At 59.5% G+C, this 16,491-nt stretch carries 16 protein-coding genes; 8 read left to right on the top strand and 8 right to left on the bottom strand.

Annotation, left to right across the window (positions count from 1 at the left end; all coding sequences use genetic code 11):
• Positions 1-83: 83 nt before the first annotated feature.
• Positions 84-1,256 (bottom strand): MFS transporter, encoded by a 1,173-nt coding sequence (locus KGB23_RS26760; RefSeq protein ID WP_223433215.1) that lies wholly within the window; start codon positions 1,254-1,256, stop codon positions 84-86.
• Positions 1,257-1,464: 208 nt separating this feature from the next.
• Between KGB23_RS26760 and KGB23_RS26755 the strand changes: the two genes are divergently transcribed.
• Complete coding sequence (locus KGB23_RS26755; RefSeq protein ID WP_223433214.1) at positions 1,465-3,291, top strand: glycoside hydrolase family 15 protein; 1,827 nt, start codon at positions 1,465-1,467, stop codon at positions 3,289-3,291.
• A gap of 168 nt (positions 3,292-3,459) precedes the next feature.
• On the top strand, positions 3,460-3,849 hold the full coding sequence (locus KGB23_RS26750) for a hypothetical protein (protein WP_223433213.1): 390 nt from the start codon (positions 3,460-3,462) through the stop codon (positions 3,847-3,849).
• A 141-nt stretch (positions 3,850-3,990) separates the two neighbouring features.
• On the opposite strand, the gene KGB23_RS26745 is transcribed toward KGB23_RS26750, so the two are convergent.
• On the bottom strand, positions 3,991-4,977 hold the full coding sequence (locus KGB23_RS26745; RefSeq protein WP_223433212.1) for a GlxA family transcriptional regulator: 987 nt from the start codon (positions 4,975-4,977) through the stop codon (positions 3,991-3,993).
• Between the two features lie 90 nt (positions 4,978-5,067).
• On the opposite strand from KGB23_RS26745, the gene inhA reads away from it, so the two are divergent.
• Positions 5,068-5,763 carry an isonitrile hydratase gene (gene inhA, locus KGB23_RS26740; protein ID WP_223433211.1) on the top strand — a complete coding sequence of 232 codons (696 nt, stop codon included), beginning with the start codon at positions 5,068-5,070 and terminating at the stop codon, positions 5,761-5,763.
• Positions 5,764-6,413: 650 nt separating this feature from the next.
• On the opposite strand, the gene KGB23_RS26735 is transcribed toward inhA, so the two are convergent.
• Positions 6,414-6,902, bottom strand: a complete 489-nt coding sequence (locus tag KGB23_RS26735; protein ID WP_056741969.1) for an SRPBCC family protein — start codon at positions 6,900-6,902, stop codon at positions 6,414-6,416.
• A gap of 196 nt (positions 6,903-7,098) precedes the next feature.
• Between KGB23_RS26735 and KGB23_RS26730 the strand changes: the two genes are divergently transcribed.
• From KGB23_RS26730 to KGB23_RS26720, 3 genes are read left to right on the top strand one after another with little or no spacing between them, the layout of a single operon-like run.
• Positions 7,099-8,031, top strand: a complete 933-nt coding sequence (locus tag KGB23_RS26730) for an ADP-ribosylglycohydrolase family protein (protein ID WP_223433210.1) — start codon at positions 7,099-7,101, stop codon at positions 8,029-8,031.
• On the top strand, positions 8,024-8,422 hold the full coding sequence (locus KGB23_RS26725; RefSeq protein WP_223433209.1) for a GFA family protein: 399 nt from the start codon (positions 8,024-8,026) through the stop codon (positions 8,420-8,422). The genes KGB23_RS26730 and KGB23_RS26725 overlap by 8 nt, the downstream gene beginning before the upstream one ends.
• A gap of 57 nt (positions 8,423-8,479) precedes the next feature.
• Complete coding sequence (locus tag KGB23_RS26720; protein WP_223433208.1) at positions 8,480-8,881, top strand: lysozyme inhibitor LprI family protein; 402 nt, start codon at positions 8,480-8,482, stop codon at positions 8,879-8,881.
• 140 nt (positions 8,882-9,021) lie between these two features.
• On the opposite strand, the gene peaD is transcribed toward KGB23_RS26720, so the two are convergent.
• The 4 genes from peaD to peaA form a co-directional block, all read right to left on the bottom strand.
• Positions 9,022-10,140 carry a quinohemoprotein amine dehydrogenase subunit beta gene (peaD, locus tag KGB23_RS26715; protein WP_223433207.1) on the bottom strand — a complete coding sequence of 373 codons (1,119 nt, stop codon included), beginning with the start codon at positions 10,138-10,140 and terminating at the stop codon, positions 9,022-9,024.
• A 24-nt stretch (positions 10,141-10,164) separates the two neighbouring features.
• Positions 10,165-10,488 (bottom strand): quinohemoprotein amine dehydrogenase subunit gamma, encoded by a 324-nt coding sequence (gene qhpC / locus KGB23_RS26710; RefSeq protein WP_008145336.1) that lies wholly within the window; start codon positions 10,486-10,488, stop codon positions 10,165-10,167.
• Position 10,489: 1 nt separating this feature from the next.
• Positions 10,490-11,920: a quinohemoprotein amine dehydrogenase maturation protein gene (gene peaB, locus KGB23_RS26705; protein ID WP_046048405.1), complete on the bottom strand. Its 1,431-nt coding sequence runs from the start codon at positions 11,918-11,920 to the stop codon at positions 10,490-10,492.
• Between the two features lie 95 nt (positions 11,921-12,015).
• Positions 12,016-13,596 (bottom strand): quinohemoprotein amine dehydrogenase subunit alpha, encoded by a 1,581-nt coding sequence (gene peaA / locus KGB23_RS26700; protein ID WP_223433206.1) that lies wholly within the window; start codon positions 13,594-13,596, stop codon positions 12,016-12,018.
• A 343-nt stretch (positions 13,597-13,939) separates the two neighbouring features.
• Here peaA and KGB23_RS26695 point away from each other — a divergent pair, with 343 nt between their 5' ends.
• Entirely contained in the window at positions 13,940-14,296 is a 357-nt protein-coding gene (locus tag KGB23_RS26695; RefSeq protein WP_223433205.1) for a hypothetical protein, read from the top strand.
• A 50-nt stretch (positions 14,297-14,346) separates the two neighbouring features.
• On the opposite strand, the gene KGB23_RS26690 is transcribed toward KGB23_RS26695, so the two are convergent.
• Complete coding sequence (locus KGB23_RS26690; protein ID WP_008145342.1) at positions 14,347-14,601, bottom strand: DUF1652 domain-containing protein; 255 nt, start codon at positions 14,599-14,601, stop codon at positions 14,347-14,349.
• A 275-nt stretch (positions 14,602-14,876) separates the two neighbouring features.
• Here KGB23_RS26690 and KGB23_RS26685 point away from each other — a divergent pair, with 275 nt between their 5' ends.
• Positions 14,877-16,367, top strand: coding sequence for an aldehyde dehydrogenase family protein (locus KGB23_RS26685; RefSeq protein WP_046048401.1), 1,491 nt, complete (start codon positions 14,877-14,879; stop codon positions 16,365-16,367).
• The last annotated feature ends 124 nt before the right edge of the window (positions 16,368-16,491 follow it).

Genomic DNA, 16,491 nt, shown 5'->3' with positions numbered 1-16,491 from the left:
GCTCGCGAATGCGGTGTATCAGTCAACGTTGATGTTGTTTGACCCACCGCATTCGCGAGCAAGCCCGCTCCCACATTTAGTCATCATTTCAAATGGCGGAAGCTTTGCACTGCGGAACCGAGGACCACGGCGCCAGCCGCAATCGCCACCCAGAACCCGCTGCGCGCCCCAAACGCATCCACCAGCCACCCGGAACTGGCCGCGCCAATCGCCACGCCAATGCTCAACCCAGTCACCAGCCAGGTCAGGCCTTCAGTGAGTTTGGCCGGCTGCACGATGCGCTCCACCAACGCCATCGCCACAATCAGCGTCGGCGCAAAAAACAACCCGGCGACGAACACCGCCAACGACAGCCCGAGAATGTTCGTCGCCAGCAGCAACGGCAACGTGGTCACCGCCGTCGCCACCCCACCGTAAAGAAACAGTCGCGGCAACGGCAGTTTCGAGCGCAACGCCCCGAACGCCAAACCGGCCAGGCACGAGCCGATGGCATACACCGACAACACAATACTCGCCGCCGCCGGCTGACCCTGCTGCTGGGCGAACGCCACGCTGACCACGTCCACCACACCAACGATGGTGCCCATGGCGACCATCAACAACATCAGTAACTGAATCTCGCTGGAACGAATGATCGAGGCCTGATGATGGTCTTCATGGGGATGAATCGCCGGCTCGGTGTCACGTTGCAGCACAAACGCCGTCACCCCGATCGCCAGCATCAGCAACGCCGCCAACGGCCCCGCCTCGGGGAACGCCACCACGCACAACCCCACCGACAGTGGCGGCCCGACAATAAAACAGACCTCGTCCAGCACCGACTCCAGCGCATAGGCGGTTTGCAGCTCTGGCTGGCCGCGATACACCTCGGTCCAGCGCGCCCGCACCATCGCCGACATACTCGGCATGCAACCCGCCAGCGCGGCGAATACAAACAACGTCCACTGCGGCGCCTGCAAACGAGTGCAAAGCAACACCAGCAACAACGCCCCGCCACCGATCAGTGCCGAGACTGGCAAGATCCGACGCTGCCCGAAACGGTCCACCAGCCGAGAGACTTGCGGCGCGCAAAACGCCGTGGCCAAGGCAAACGTGGCCGCCACTGCGCCAGCCAGTCCATACCCGCCCTGCAGTTGTGAGAGCATGGTGATCAGGCCGATGCCGGTCATGGAAATCGGCATGCGCGCGATCATCCCGGCCAGCACAAAAGCGCTGCTGCCTGGGGCTTTGAACAGCTCGCGGTAGGGGTTTGCCATAGGTGCAGGTCTCAACAAGGGCCTGCAAGTTGCCATAAACGCTAGTTGAGGGGAAAGCAGCGAATTGTTGGTGGAATGTGAAGGCTTGGCGCTGAACTCTAGCCCCCCCAAACCAGTCAGCTAATTAGGCCCTCAACTCAAGGCGCTGACGTCGGCATCACCCTGTTCATCGACGGCGGTATGAGCCTTTTTCCGGAGTTTCGCGGCAATGACTGATCATCATCCCGAACGACAAAGCGCCATCGACGCCCACGGCATCATCGGAGACATGCGCAGCGCGGCACTGGTCAACGACAAAGGCAGCGTGGACTTTTTTTGCTGGCCGGAATTCGACAGCCCGTCGATCTTCTGCTCGCTGCTGGACACGCCCGAGGCCGGCATCTTTCAACTGTCGCCGGACCTGCCCGATGCCCGCCGCGAACAGATTTATCTGCCGGACACCAACGTGCTGCAAACCCGTTGGCTCAGCGACCGCGCCGTCGTCGAAGTCACCGACCTGCTGCCCATCGGCGACAGCGAAGATGACACGCCGATGCTGATGCGCCGGGTTCGTGTGGTCAGCGGCCAGGCAACGTTTCACATGCGCTGCGCCGTGCGCCATGACTACGCTCGCGCCAAGACCCATGCGCGCATGGATCAGAAGGATGTAACGTTCGAGGCCGCCAATCACCCGTCCCTACGCCTGTCTTCGGACCAGGTTCTACGTATCGACGGCCATGCGGCAGTCGCCGAATTCACCCTCGAACAGGACCAGAGCGCCGAATTCCTGCTCGGCGGCATCGACGACCCGCGGTTCAAGGAAGGCGCCGCCGCGATCTGCCTGGAACGTACCCTGAAGTTCTGGCGCAACTGGATTGGCCAATCCAACTACCGCGGTCGCTGGCGGGAAATGGTCAATCGCTCGGCTCTGGCGTTGAAGCTGCTGACCTCGCGCAAGCATGGCGCAATCCTCGCCGCCGCGACCTTCGGCCTGCCGGAAACACCCGGCGGCGAGCGCAACTGGGACTACCGCTACACGTGGATCCGCGACGCCTCGTTCACCGTCTACGCGTTCATGCGCCTGGGCTTCGTTCAGGAAGCCAATGACTACATGCGCTGGCTGCGCGGGCGGGTCAGCGATTGCCACGGCAAACCGATGAAACTCAACATCCTCTATGCCATCGATGGCCGCCAGGAACTGCCGGAAACCGAACTCTCGCACCTCTCCGGTCATGGCGGCGCAACACCGGTACGGATCGGCAATCAGGCTTACGACCAGGTCCAGCTCGACATCTTCGGCGAGCTGATGGACGCGGTTTATCTGGTCAACAAATATGGCGACGCCATCTCCCATGAAGGCTGGAAACACACCGTAGAAGTGGTCGACCAGGTCTGCGAAACCTGGGAGCAAAAGGACGTCGGTATCTGGGAAATGCGCGGCGAACAGCATCACTTCCTGCACTCGAGGCTGATGTGTTGGGTCGCACTGGACCGAGCCATTCGCCTGGCTTCCAAACGCTCACTGCCCGCCCCATTCGCCCGCTGGGACCAGACCCGACAAGCGATCTACGCGGACATCTGGGGAAATTTCTGGAACGAAGAATGCGGGCACTTCGTCCAGCACATCGGCGGTACCGCGCTCGATGGCTCGATGCTGCTGATGCCGCTGGTGCGCTTCGTCAGCGCCAAGGACCCGCGCTGGCTTGCGACCCTCGACGCCATCGAAAAGAATCTGGTGCGCGAAGGCATGGTTTACCGCTATCGCAATGACGACACCCAAATCGACGGCCTCGACGGCACCGAAGGCGCCTTCGCCGCGTGCTCCTTCTGGTACGTCGAATGCCTGGCCCGCGCCGGACGGGTGGAAAAAGCACATCTGGAATTTGAACAGTTGCTGAGGTATGCGAACCCCCTGGGATTGTACGCCGAAGAGTTCGACAGCCATGCGCGGCATCTGGGCAATACGCCGCAAGCGCTGACGCATTTGGCCCTGATCAGTGCGGCGTGTTTTCTGGATCGGAAATTGAGTGGGGAGAAGAGTTTCTGGCAGCCGTGAGAGCACCTCGCCACACGTTTGTGTAGTCCGAAGTCCTGCATTGCTTAAACAAAACCCGCATCCGCCACCGGAAAATCCTTTGTTGCCACCCGTTACATCCCCCCCTACCATCGACCGTCAACGGGTACAGCGGAGCTGTCCAACAAAACCCGAATTCAAGGAACCAGAATGACCCAGCGCATCCACCGCAGCATCGACGCCCCACTCCGGTCAGGTCTGAACCGGGATGAATTGTGGGAAGGCCAGGACAAGGGCCTGATCAAATGCTGGGAGATCGGCCGCCAACGCGCCGCCCGTTTCCCCGAACTCGCCCAACGCTGCCTTGCCGGCGAACTGCCGGTGCTGGGCTGGAAAGGTGGCGTCAGCCGCAGCCTGAAAAAACTCGAAAAATACGGATCCCTCAAGTACCTCGCTCAGTGGCAAGGGTTACGCGGGGAAGATCTGGATGTTGATTTGGGTGAAGAACGGGCGTTGACCTGTTCGCGGACCAGCATGGTGGTGACGTTTACGCCGGATCGGTCGAAGTACTTCAATCAAGTTTCGGAAGTCGAGGCTTAGGCACCTTCACACCTGAAAAGTCAGCTTGCTCCAAGCGCGGACAACTCACGATCACCTGCAAACTTTGGTGGTAGAACGACCCTGTCCGCTTGTTGACTGTTCTATCGCCGTAAAACTTTCGCTTCAAACAATGAGCATGGACTATGAAAACTCATATCGATCTGCTGGAGGGCTGACGCTGAAACGCTCGCGATAGGCCTGCGGGGTTACGCCCATGGCCCGCAGAAAACTGCGTCGAAGCGTCTCTTCACTGCCGAAACCGCATTGCACCGCCACCCGTTTGATCGGCACGCCGGTATCGCTGAGCAAACGTCGGGCGGTCTCGACCCGAATCAGTTCGATGGCCCGCGCCGGAGTCTGGCCGGTGTCGGCGCGGTAATGGCGGACAAAGCTGCGTTCGCTCATGCCGGCCTGCAAGGCCAGGGTCGGAACGCCGAGATCCTTGGCGAGGTTTTCGCTGATCCAGGCGTGAAGTTCGTCGAAACGGTTTCCTTCCTTTTGCAAAGAGAGGGTCACGCTGAACTGCGACTGGCCGCCGGGCCGTTTCAGGAACACCACCAGTTGCCGGGCGACTTCCAGGGCCATCGTGCGGCCAAGATCTTCTTCGACCATGGCCAGCGCCAGATCGATACCGGCAGTGACCCCGGCCGAGGTCCAGACCGGGCCGTCATTGATGAAGATCGGATTGGGCTCAACCTGCAGCCGCGGATGCTGCTGCGCCAACTGCTCGCAACGGGTCCAGTGAGTGACCACCCGCCGGCCATCGAGCCAGCCGCTGGCCGCCAGCAAAAATGCCCCGGTGCACACCGACGCTACCCGCCGACACCCCGTCGCGTGTTCACGTACCCAGGCCACCAGCGGTTCGTCTTGCGCCGCGTCGTAAACGCCCCAGCCACCGGCAATGATCAACGTGTCACTGGCCTCTTCGGGCAACGGCTCGGCCAACAGCGCCAGCCCCGCCGACGACATCACCGCCCCGCCGCTGCTGGCAATCACCGACGGCGCATAAGGTGCCGGCAAGCCTTGCTGGCGGGAAATATCGTTGGCCGAAGCGAACACCTGCAACGGCCCGGTGACGTCAAGCAGTTGCACATTGGCAAAGGCGAGCACGTGAATGGTTTTCGGCATGATTGGCGTAATTCGTGGGGTTATTGGCGTATGCGCCAAATCCTACGAGCCTAAAGTGAAGTCGTCCACCCACTTCATGAGAAAAATGCCATGACGTTGCAGATCGGTTTTCTGTTGTTTCCACAGGTTCAGCAACTGGACCTCACCGGCCCTTACGACGTACTGGCCTCGCTGCCGGACGTGAAGGTGCATTTGATCTGGAAGGACCTGATGCCGGTCACCGCGAGCACGGGCCTGGTGCTGAAACCGACCACCACGTTCGACGATTGCCCGAAGCTGGATGTGATCTGCATTCCCGGCGGCAGCGGCGTCGGGCCGCTGATGGAAGATGAACAGACGCTGGCCTTCATCAAGGCGCAGGCCGCCAACGCGCGTTACATCACGTCGGTGTGTACCGGCGCGCTGGTGCTCGGTGCGGCGGGCCTGCTGAAGGGTAAACGCGCCACCACTCACTGGGCTTATCACGAATTGCTGGTGCCTTTGGGGGCGATCCCGGTGAAGGATCGGGTGGTGCGCGACGGCAACCTGCTGACCGGTGGCGGGATCACGGCGGGCATCGATTTTGCCCTGACCCTGGCCGCTGAGTTGTTCGATAAGGACACGGCAGAGCTGCTGCAGTTGCAGCTCGAATACGCCCCGGCGCCGCCGTTTGCGTCGGGCAGCCCTGAGACGGCTCCGGTCAGTGTGCTGGAGGAGGCCCGCAAACGTGCTGCCGGGTCATTGAAACTGCGCTCGGAAATCACTGAGCGTGCAGCGGCGAAACTCGATCAGTTGTCAGCACGCTGATCCATCCCGATCGGCAGCCAGTGCCTGGCTGCCGTTACCCCGGCCAAAATGATGAGCCGAAGATTTTCCATCGCCCATAAAAAAACCCGCCTAAGCGGGTTTCTCAAGACCATTTCGACATCCTGTCGGCAGCCATCCTGGCCAATGGTCGATCATCCGTGATCCTGAGCGCTTCCTGCGACTCAGTTGATGGATCCAGATTAAATACATCGGTGAAGCGTAAACAGAGGACATACCAGCGCTCTGGTGTAAGCCATTGCCCATTCAGCCTTGAAACCCCTTCCTGTAGCAGCTGCCAAGGCCTTTTCGACAGGCAAAAAAAAACCCGCCGAAGCGGGTTTTTCCCAAGACCATTACGACTCCCTGTCGGCAGCGATTCCTTGCTTATGGTCGATCATCCGTGATCCCGAGCACTTCCTGTGCTTCGGTTGATGAGGCTAGATTACGCTTAGGATCCAATGTGCAATAGACGACATAGCTACCATCGCGTGTAGGACATTCGCTATAGCCGCCCTTCCGAAAACCCTTAGACGGCTCAGGTATCGAGCATTGAAGCCGCGAGTTTAGCGGCCTGCAGCTGACCTTCGGCCGCCGGGGTGCCGTCCTCGAGAAACGCCCAGCGTTTCAGCCAAGGTTCGAACATGCAGCCATCACTCTTCCTGACGCTCCCGCGCCTTGGCACTGACTTTGAGAAACTCTTCGATGTTGTTCATCTGTTCATCCCAACCGCGGCTGTCCATGCGGAACGCCTTGAGTCGTCGCGTCTGAGGGATGTGATCGAAACCGGACTCGGTGACCTTGAGTAACGTGCCTTCATCCATGTCTTCGAGCTCGAACTTCACCAGCGTGGTGGGTTCCTGGGAGTAATCGATATCGGGCTCAATCGCGTACGGATGCCAGCGAAACGAAAACACCCGTTCCGGCTCGACCCGCTCCACCAGTACGTTCCACAGCAAGTGTTCATAACCCGGGTACGTAATCTGCCCCTGGGTCCATTCACCGGCGACAAAACGCTTGCCCTCCAGCGCCACGCCAAACCACTGCCCAAAGGCTTCGGCATTGGCCAGCACTCGCCAGACCTGCGAGCGCGGCGTTTTGAGCAGGATCTTCCTTTCGATGCGATCTGATGCTGGATTCATATGTCACCTCCTGTACTGAACAGTAGGCCTGTAAGACCACAAGACCAACCCTAAAGTTGTATCAATCGGGTATCGCAATCAACCCTACCTGAAATATTCGGCTGTATTTCAAGGTGTAAGTTCTGGCTTCAAGACGATAGTCAGTGCCCGAAACTGCTAACGTTCAGGACGAAGTTGACTCAGACAAGGACGATTCATGCAGCTTTCACTTACGGAACGTTATCGCGGAGCCCTGCTGGGCCTGGCTTGCGGTGATGCCGTTGGCACCAGCGTCGAGTTCCAGACCCGCGGCTCATTCAAGCCCCTGACCGACATGATGGGTGGCGGCCCTTTCAATCTGGAAGCCGGGCAATGGACCGATGACACCTCGATGGCGCTGTGCCTGGCCGAAAGCCTGCTGAGCAAAAACGGCTTCGAGGCGGCCGACCAGATGGGGCGTTACTTGAATTGGTGGCAATGGGGTTATCTGAGCTCAACGGGTGAATGCTTCGACATTGGCATGACCGTACGTGACGCCCTGACGCGTTATCAGAAAACCGGGGAGCCGTTCGCCGGCTCCACCGATCCCCGCACGGCAGGCAACGGCTCGCTGATGCGCCTGGTGCCGGTGGTGCTGTATTACTTTCCCGATCGCGACCGGATCCTGGCGTTTTCCGCCAACAGCTCACGAACCACCCACGCCGCACCGGAAGCGGTTGAATGCTGCCAGTTGTTCGCCGAGCTGATCCACCGAGCGTTACAAGGCGCGTCCAAGGCAGAAGTGCTCAGCTTGTCAGAAACGACATACCTGGAACCCAAAGTGGCCGCCATCGCGCGAGGTGATTATCTGGGTAAACCTGAACGCGAAATCCATGGCAGCGGTTACTGCGTTGCCTCACTGGAAGCAGCCCTGTGGTGCTTTCATCAGACTGACAGTTTTGAAGCCGCCATCCTGAAAGCCGCCAACCTGGGCGACGACGCCGATACCACTGCTGCCATCGTTGGCCAGTTGGCCGGGGCTCATTACGGTGTGCAGGGCATTCCCGACCGTTGGCTGGAGCAGTTACATTTGCGTGAAGACATCGAAGCCACGGCTGACGCTTTGCTGCGGGCAGCCACCCTCACGCAATCAGGAGCACGCGATGAATAGCCTGCATGGCAGTTGCTTGTGCAAAGCCGTCGAGTACCAAGCCGATAGCCTCGACATGCCCATCAGTCATTGCCACTGCCAAACCTGTCGCAAGGCACACGCGGCGGCATTCGCTTCGACAGCCGGGGTCATGCGCGAACATTTTCGCTGGACCAAAGGTCAGGACCACCTGAGCAGCTACGAATCGTCACCGGGCAAGCTTCGGCATTTCTGTTCGGTCTGTGGTTCACACTTGATGGCTGAGCGATTGGCCCAATCCCACGTTATCGTTCGTGTGGCGACACTGGACGATGACCCGAAAATGACGCCTCAGGCGCATATCTGGACGTCACATGCCGTGCCGTGGCTTGCCTATGAATCGATTAAAAAATGCCCTGAATGGCAAACATAAAGGGTCGAATACGGCACTAAACTGCATCCCGACTTTCCTGTCACAGCGAGAATCCCCATGCACCCACGCTTTCTTCTGGCACTGACGCCTCTGCTGTTCACCACCGCTGCTTATGCTGTGGACTGCGACAACGCCGCCGATCAGGCGACGATGAATCAGTGCGCGGCGCAGCAGCACAACACGGCGGACAAGGAGTTGAATGCGCTTTACCAGCAGATCAACGAGCGTTTGAAGAGCAACCCCGAAAGCAAAAAGCTGCTGATCGGGGCGCAGCGTTCGTGGATTGCGTTTCGGGATGCCGAGTGCAAGTTCTCGAGTGCCGGGGTGGAAGGCGGGAGTGTTTATCCGCTGATCTACAGCAACTGCATCACTGAGTTGACCAAGGCGCGGGTTGAGACTTTCAAGAATTATCTGAAGTGCCAGGAGGGGGATTTGAGTTGTCCGGTGCCGGGGGCTTGATACTTGGGTGCCTGTGAGGGCCTCTTCGCGAGCAAGCCCGCTCCCACATTAGATTTTCGGTGAACACATATTTTGTGTACGCCCGAGAACAAATGTGGGAGCGGGCTTGCTCGCGAAGGCGTCAGTTCAGACGCCGCAAATTACCGGACGAAAACCTGCGCCGTGGTAATCGCCATATCCCCACCCGGCAACTTGATGCTGCCAATCTGCTTCATGCTCTCGGGATCAAAGATCGCCACATCGTTAAACGTCCCCGCCAGATAAATCTTGCTGCCGTCCTTGTTGAACGAAATGCAGTAGTAGGAGTGATCCAGCGTCGCGGCCTGGAGCATTTTCTTCTCCTTGATGTCGTACTTCGCCAATCGGTTCAGCACCCCGAACATCAGGTTCGGATCCTTCGGCGAGCGCATGCCGCTGAAGTAGATTTCGGTCAGCGGGCCGAAGTCGGTGGTTTCGGTCTTGCCGGTTTTCAGGTCGATGCTGAACAGCCCGTAAAGGTACTCAGCCGTCAACGGGTCCTGCTTCTTGTCCTTGAATTTCGCCGCGGTGTAGAGCAGCGAGAAGTCATGGCGATAAGTCTGCTGGTTCCACACGTAGAGCACATCCGGTGCACTGTAGCCAGGACGTTTCCAGTGGCGGCTGGGGATCAGCACGTCGAACTTGCCGGTTTTCACATCGACCTTGTAGACGTCCGCCCCGGCCACGTACAGCGTGCCGTCGTCACCACTCTGCATGATGGTCAACTGCCGTGGCGCCGGGAAACTGCGTACGGGCTTGGCGTCCATGCCGGCGTCGGTGGCGTACACATCGAGCCGCGGTTGCTGCACTTCATAGCGGTCATTGAGCATCAACGTCGGGTTGGCAATGGTGAACAATTCCTTGCCGTCATGACTGAGGGTGAAGGCGAACATGGACCGCGCTTTCTCCCCCGGTTTCTGGGTGATGCTGGCGTGGAACACCTGCTTGCAGCTGTCGAGTTCAACGCCGTAGACATCCGCGTAGTGATTGTTCAGCACGTAGGCGGTTTTACGATCCGGCGATAACTGCACGGTGCCGGGACCGAAGGCATCCGGCATTTTGCAGGTCTTGAACAAGGTGTCGGTGACCACATCGATGACGTGCAGGTTGTTCGGGTAATTGGTGGTCAACATGTACTCGTGACCATCTTGTAGTGCGGTGTTTTCATCGGCCAGAACAGTGAGCGAACAGGCGCTCAGGACGGCGAATGCGGCCAGGCCGCAGGCTTTGATGCTAGGCATGCTGGAATCCTTTTATCTGACCGATTACTTGTCTTTTGGAAAGACAGTCCCGAGGTTGCGCCAGTTTTCGTTGGACGCCTGGGCATCCTTGTTCCAGTCCGGGTAGGTGCTCATCATGTCGGGCACCTGGGCCGGCCACCAGCAAGGGTCGGAGCAGCCGTAAAGGTCGGCTTCCATCGGCTGGCACAGCGACGACACACCGCCAAATGCATCGATTTCCCAACCCGGGTCAGTGGTCGAGGCGCAGCCGGCGACGGAACTCATCGCCACCACTTCTTCGATGCGGTTTTCGGCCGCGGCCTCATCGAGTTTCAGCGCTTTATTATTGATTGCCTTGAGATGTTTCATATCAGTGAGCCTTGCGCGGAGTGATGTAGCTGCTGATAAACGCAGGGTTGTGGGCCATGATCCGGGTGTAGACCTCAATGCCGAAGTCGACCCAGTCACGCATCAGTTCGCAGTAGTGATAGGTCGGGTGGGTCGGATCGCCGTAACGGGCATAGCTCTCGTGGTAGCAGCCGCCGGAGCACAGATTGCGGATCTGGCAGTCTTCGCAACCGGTGTTGGTGCGGTCGAGGCGCTGGGACAGGAAGTCGTTCAACTCGACCTGCTTCACCCCGCTGTGAACGTTGCCGAAGGTTGGCAACGATGAGCCGGTAAAGCGGTGGCACAGGTTCAATTCGCCCTTGTGATCCACTGCCAGCATCTTCAGGCCCGCGCCGCAGGGCAGGGCTTTTTTGTGGCCTTCGTGGATGTCGGTGATCAACTGGTGCAGGTTGGAGAAACCGATATTGCGGTGCTCCAGCGCCGCTTCCAGATAACGCCGGCCGAGTTTCTTCATGTTGGCGAAGACTTCGATCAGCTCGTCGCTGGACAGGTTGAAGGTGCTGATGTCGCCGGAGGTCACCGGGGCAAAACCGACCTCGGCAAAACCCAGTTCGTTAAACAGGTGATCCCAGATGGTTTCGACGTCGGTGACGCCGGTGGTCAGGGTCACGCGGGCACCGACCGGACGACTGTTGTAGCGCGACAGCAGCATTTCAGCCTTGCGCCGCACCACGTCGTAAGTGCCCTGCCCGCCCACAGTGATGCGGTTGCGGTCGTGCACGGTTTTCGGTCCGTCGATACTGACTGACAGGCCGAAACGGTGGGCGTTGAGGTAGTCCACGGTCTCTTCGGTGAGCAGCGTCGCGTTGGTGGTCATGACGAACTCGACGAACTTGCCGGCCTCGCGGAAACGCTTCTCGCAATAGTCGACCATGTACTCGATCAGCTTGCGATTGCTCAGTGGCTCACCACCGAAAAACACCACGGTGAAACGCTCTTCGTCCGGCGATTCACGCAGCAGCATTTCCACCGACGCGACCGCCGTTTCGACGTCCATTTTCTTGCCGGCCGACGGCTTGTCCAGGTCTTCCTTGTAGCAGTAGGTGCAGCTCAAATTACAGCCGGTGTTGACGTTGAGCACCACGGTGTTGATCGCCGTACGCTCGACCCGTTTGGTGCCGATGTCCGGGGTCAGCGGCGAGCCGTCGCTGACCAACTCCAGGGACATCAACTCACGCAAGGTCTCGGTGATTTCTTCGCCGTTGAAGCGTGACGACAAACGCTGGATCAGGTCGTCCGACGAACAGCCAGGACCGCGCAAGGTGTCGATGATGGTGCCCGTCAATTCATCGCTGGCGAACAGCGAACTGCTTGGGATGTGAAACAACATGCGGTCAGCATCGACGTGCACTTCGTGCAGGTTCCGCTCAACCAGATTCAAAATAGCGCCCATTGCAACCTCCTGTGCAAACCCCGTTCTACGGGGCTCACGGTCATTCCAAAAAAATGTCTGAAGCCGTTGAAGTCAGCCAGCTCACGTTTTCAAAATCATGGAATGGGTGGATTGTTCCAGCGTTGCACGGTGACGATCATGTGGCCTTCGCCGGTCAGGGATTTCCCTGCGTCGTCGACGGCGGCGATCACCTTGAGGTTACCGGCATTGTTGGTGGACATTTTGCGCTGCGGGTTCGGCCCGGCATCGCCCGGTGTGAACACGCCGCTGTCGGCCTGCATGGTGCCGGCGAACTTGACGTCCTCGTCTTCCTTGGCACGGTCGTCGAAGGCTTCGACCGACCACTGCGCCGGGAATACGCCGATGCGATACGGCTTGCCGTCAGCGCCCTTGCCCCAGGCTTCGGCATCAAAACGGCCCTGGACTTTCGGTGTCGAACCACCGCCCTCGCCGATTCGCGCCACCGAGAACTCGGGCACGACTTTGACTTCGGCGATTTTGCTGTAGACCGACAGGGTCGGGCCTTTCAGCGTGCCGACGGTGACGTTGCGCAGACCCGGTTGGGCATTCGCAGCGGCCTTGAGCTTGACGCGCAGGCGCTCTGGCGTCTGCTCCAGCACCTCGACCACTTCCACGCCTTTGCCAAAGTTCGGTTTGCCGGTGAGACCGCTGCCGACAAGCGTGACTTCCGTTTCAGCGCCAGCCTTCAGGTAACCCGGCTGCACCGCCAGCAAACGGCTGCTGCCCTGCTTGGCGGCGACGAAGTCCAGACCTCGCTCATCATGCTCGGCCTCGAACATCCGGCCCTGCATCGCATTGCCTTGGGCGGCGAACACCTGGCGCATGGTCACGCCGTCGATGGTCACGTTGCCGCGCCATTCGTAACCGGTGTAGAGAATCGCGCTGCCATCGCCGTTGAACGGGCTGCCGTCGGCGTATTGGCCTTTGACGCTGACCTTGAACGTGTCGCTGCCATCGGCAGTGACGCTCATCACACCGGCCAATTCACCCTTGCCCGGCAAGTGGCCACTGAAACTCCAGTCGCCCACCAGCGCTTCCGCTTTCGGCGCAGCGCTCAGCCATTTTTTCCAGGCAGGGTTGTCCAGCGGATAACGCTTGGCCAGCAGCGGCACCATGTTTGTTCGAGCAAGGTCGAACCAGTCGCGGTCACGAGCCAGAGCCTGGTATTCCAGCGACGGCCATTGGCCGAGGTGGAAGTTCACCAGGTGTTCCCATTCCTGGGCCGGACGCCGTTGCAGAGCGACTCGCGCACCGGAGTGGCAGCGGCCGCACATCTGGCTGGTCTGGTCGTCAAATTTCTCGACGGTATTGAGTCGACGCTCCAGCGCATAACGCACGCCATCGGTCTCGCTTGGGGCCAGGCCTTGGGTGTCGGCCAGGTATTTGACCAGGGTTCGGCGGTCGTCATCACTGATCTGCAAACCGTGCATGGTTTGCATGCGGGCGATGCTCATCAGCCAACCTTCAGGGGTTTTGCGCTGGTGGCTGATGCGGCTCAGGGCGTTATCGGCTTCGGGGGTATGACAGCCCTGACAGGTTTCCTTGAGGATGGTCTGGGCGTCGCGGGCTGCCAGGCTGTAAGGCGAATGCAGCGCCACACAAGCGGCCACGGCCAGCAGACTGACACTCAGGCCTGAACGGAGTTTTCTCTTCATCAACGTCGAACCTCGCACGGTGCTTTCTTATTTTTGTGGCTTATCGTTTTTATGGTTTCTGCCGTCGGCGGCGCACCGCTGACGGAGGCAAGAGAAACGTCTGCGATGAGCAATACACGGAGCGTGCCAGCTTGCCGATTACCTTTTAAATCAAGTCGTTGCGCGAAGATGACTGCTTTACGCCATCGCTGAACGAGATCGCCTGCGTCTAATATCGCGACAGTTGTTGCAGTCTGAGACAGCATAGATGGCCTGACCGGAACAGCTCATCGGCCGACGATTGACGCCGATCCCCTGCAAGCGCGAAATGGTTGTTCACCGATTGCCACCAGGGGATAAAAAAATGGCAAGCATCACTGTCCTGGCGGGGGACTTTCTGCAGGGTGATGGAGAGTACAGAGACGGCGTTTTCACCCTCAGAACGTCGCTTCATCCATGGCCTGGCATTACCCTCCCGCTCTCATCGTTCAAGAGCGTGGAAGTGGCCAACGAGGATTCGATCAACAACATCAAGGATGCCATCGGCTTTGGCGTGGCCGGGGCCATGCTGTTGGGGCCCATCGGCGCAATTGCCGGGTTCATGCTGGCCGGCAAGGAAACCGAAGTGACCTTTCTGGCGACGCTCAAGGACGACAGAAAGCTGTTGGCTGCCGTGGATGGCGACACGTTCGAAGAAATTTCCCGGAAGTTTGCAGCCTGAATAATCGGCGCGGGCCGCACCGCGGCCCCACGGTGCGGCGTGACGCCGGTTCAGATGTCATAGGTGGGGGAAACGCTTTTGTGTACGTCGATCTCGTGCTGCATGTCCGCCACCAGCGACGCGATCGCATGGGGACTGTCCAGTGTCCACAGGGGAACGTGGGTGGCCACAATATCCACTTTGCCGGTCATGCAGTCGCAGACCCGAATCGTCAGGGACTGGTCCGCCGCCATGGTGCAGGTGCATACGGACGGCAGAAAACTGTGTTCAATGATGTTTTGAATTTCCAGGGTTGAAAGGAACATCGTTACCTCCCTCACGCCAGATGTGTTGCCGGATGAACGGTCCGTCATTTCACCCACCGATCCTGAAAATTCTAGTCCTCAATAATGGGTACCTCAAGGTCGCAACCCGGTTGCTCGTCGTCTCACAGCTGTCGCAATTTGCAACAATCTCACAGCGCCCGCGATTCCCTTGAGTGCCCAAAAACCCCGCCGACCAAGGGTGGTTCTGCCTTTTCGGGCACTTGGCACAGCCATTGCGAAAGCCCTCGTTCTCACGAACAACAAGAGGTCTCGCCATGCCCCTGCCTTATTTGCTTCCCGCCACCTCGGCGTTCATCCAGCGCGCTCCGCGCATGCTCATCGGCGGCGACTGGGTCGAGGCCGCCGACGGCCAGACCATGCCCCTGCACAACCCGGCCACCGGCGAAGTGCTGTGCGTCGTGCCGCGGGCCACGCCTGAGGATGTCGATCGCGCCGTACTCGCTGCGCGTCAGGCCTTCGATGATTCGGCCTGGACCCGCACCCGACCTCGGGAGCGGCAGAACCTGCTGTGGAAACTCGCCGACCTGATGGAACGCGACGCCGAACTGCTAGCGCAACTGGAATGCCTGAACAACGGCAAAAGCGCGGCGGTGGCCCAAGTGATGGACGTGCAACTGTCCATCGACTTCCTGCGCTACATGGCCGGTTGGGCGACCAAGATCGAAGGCTCAAGCGTTGAAGTGTCGTTGCCGTTGATGCCCAACGATCAATTCCACAGTTTCATCCGCCGCGAAGCGGTGGGCGTGGTCGGCGCCATCGTTGCCTGGAACTTCCCGCTGCTGCTGGCCTGCTGGAAACTCGGCCCGGCCCTGGCCACCGGTTGCACCGTGGTACTCAAACCCGCCGACGAAACCCCGCTGACCGCACTGAAACTGGCCGAACTGGTGCTGGAAGCCGGTTACCCCGAAGGCGTGTTCAATGTGGTCACGGGCACCGGCATCACCGCAGGTTCCGCCCTGACCCACAACCCGTTGGTGGACAAGCTGACCTTCACCGGCTCCACCGCCGTGGGCAAGCAGATCGGCAAGATCGCCATGGAGTCCATGACCCGGGTCACCCTCGAACTGGGCGGCAAATCGCCGACCATCGTCATGGCCGACGCCGACCTGAAGTCCGCCGCAGCCGGCGCCGCCAGTGCGATTTTCTTCAATCAGGGCCAGGTGTGCTGCGCAGGTTCGCGGCTGTATGTGCAGCGTAAGCATTTCGACAATGTGGTGGCGGACATCGCCGACATCGCCAACGCCATGAAACTGGGTAACGGACTAGACCCTAGCGTCGAGATGGGGCCGCTGATCTCGGCGCGCCAGCAGGAGCGGGTTTACGGGTACATCGAAAAGGGTCGGGAAAGCGGCGCAACCATCGCTTGCGGTGGCGAGCAGTTCGGGCCGGGCTTTTTCGTCAAACCGACGGTGATTGTGGATGTCGATCAGAAGCACTCGCTGGTGCAGGAGGAGATCTTCGGGCCGGTGCTGGTGGCGATTCCGTTTGATGATGAGGCCGATGCGTTGCGCATGGCCAACGACAGTCCGTATGGGTTGGGGGCGAGTATCTGGTCGAACGATCTGGCGGCGGTGCACCGGATGATTCCGCGGATCAAGTCGGGTTCGGTGTGGGTCAACTGCCACAGTGCGCTGGACCCGGCACTGCCGTTTGGTGGGTACAAGATGTCGGGGGTTGGACGGGAGATGGGGTATGCGGCGATTGAGCATTACACCGAGTTGAAGTCGGTGTTGATCAAGTTGTAGCGGGTTCAGCGAGTTGGGTGTGCAATTCAAGAGCCACCCCTCACCCCAACCCTCTCCCCAATGGGGAGAGGGGGAAAGGGAGCAGATCTTCATGGTTTTCAGAACCTGAGTTCGACTCGATATT

The sequence above is a fragment of the Pseudomonas sp. GL-B-26 genome, assembly GCF_019947405.1.
Taxonomy (GTDB): Bacteria; Pseudomonadota; Gammaproteobacteria; order Pseudomonadales; family Pseudomonadaceae; genus Aquipseudomonas.
This window is presented reverse-complemented; position numbering and strand designations above follow the sequence as displayed.

Excerpts from the sequence above, each read along its gene's own strand:
- KGB23_RS26760 (WP_223433215.1), bottom strand. The coding sequence starts at position 1,256 with ATGGCAAACCCCTACCGCGAGCTGTTCAAAGCCCCAGGCAGCAGCGCT.
- KGB23_RS26755 (WP_223433214.1), top strand. The coding sequence starts at position 1,465 with ATGACTGATCATCATCCCGAACGACAAAGCGCCATCGACGCCCACGGC.
- KGB23_RS26750 (WP_223433213.1), top strand. The coding sequence starts at position 3,460 with ATGACCCAGCGCATCCACCGCAGCATCGACGCCCCACTCCGGTCAGGT.
- KGB23_RS26745 (WP_223433212.1), bottom strand. The coding sequence starts at position 4,977 with ATGCCGAAAACCATTCACGTGCTCGCCTTTGCCAATGTGCAACTGCTT.
- inhA (WP_223433211.1), top strand. The coding sequence starts at position 5,068 with ATGACGTTGCAGATCGGTTTTCTGTTGTTTCCACAGGTTCAGCAACTG.
- KGB23_RS26735 (WP_056741969.1), bottom strand. The coding sequence starts at position 6,902 with ATGAATCCAGCATCAGATCGCATCGAAAGGAAGATCCTGCTCAAAACG.
- KGB23_RS26730 (WP_223433210.1), top strand. The coding sequence starts at position 7,099 with ATGCAGCTTTCACTTACGGAACGTTATCGCGGAGCCCTGCTGGGCCTG.
- KGB23_RS26725 (WP_223433209.1), top strand. The coding sequence starts at position 8,024 with ATGAATAGCCTGCATGGCAGTTGCTTGTGCAAAGCCGTCGAGTACCAA.
- KGB23_RS26720 (WP_223433208.1), top strand. The coding sequence starts at position 8,480 with ATGCACCCACGCTTTCTTCTGGCACTGACGCCTCTGCTGTTCACCACC.
- peaD (WP_223433207.1), bottom strand. The coding sequence starts at position 10,140 with ATGCCTAGCATCAAAGCCTGCGGCCTGGCCGCATTCGCCGTCCTGAGC.
- qhpC (WP_008145336.1), bottom strand. The coding sequence starts at position 10,488 with ATGAAACATCTCAAGGCAATCAATAATAAAGCGCTGAAACTCGATGAG.
- peaB (WP_046048405.1), bottom strand. The coding sequence starts at position 11,920 with ATGGGCGCTATTTTGAATCTGGTTGAGCGGAACCTGCACGAAGTGCAC.
- peaA (WP_223433206.1), bottom strand. The coding sequence starts at position 13,596 with ATGAAGAGAAAACTCCGTTCAGGCCTGAGTGTCAGTCTGCTGGCCGTG.
- KGB23_RS26695 (WP_223433205.1), top strand. The coding sequence starts at position 13,940 with ATGGCAAGCATCACTGTCCTGGCGGGGGACTTTCTGCAGGGTGATGGA.
- KGB23_RS26690 (WP_008145342.1), bottom strand. The coding sequence starts at position 14,601 with ATGTTCCTTTCAACCCTGGAAATTCAAAACATCATTGAACACAGTTTT.
- KGB23_RS26685 (WP_046048401.1), top strand. The coding sequence starts at position 14,877 with ATGCCCCTGCCTTATTTGCTTCCCGCCACCTCGGCGTTCATCCAGCGC.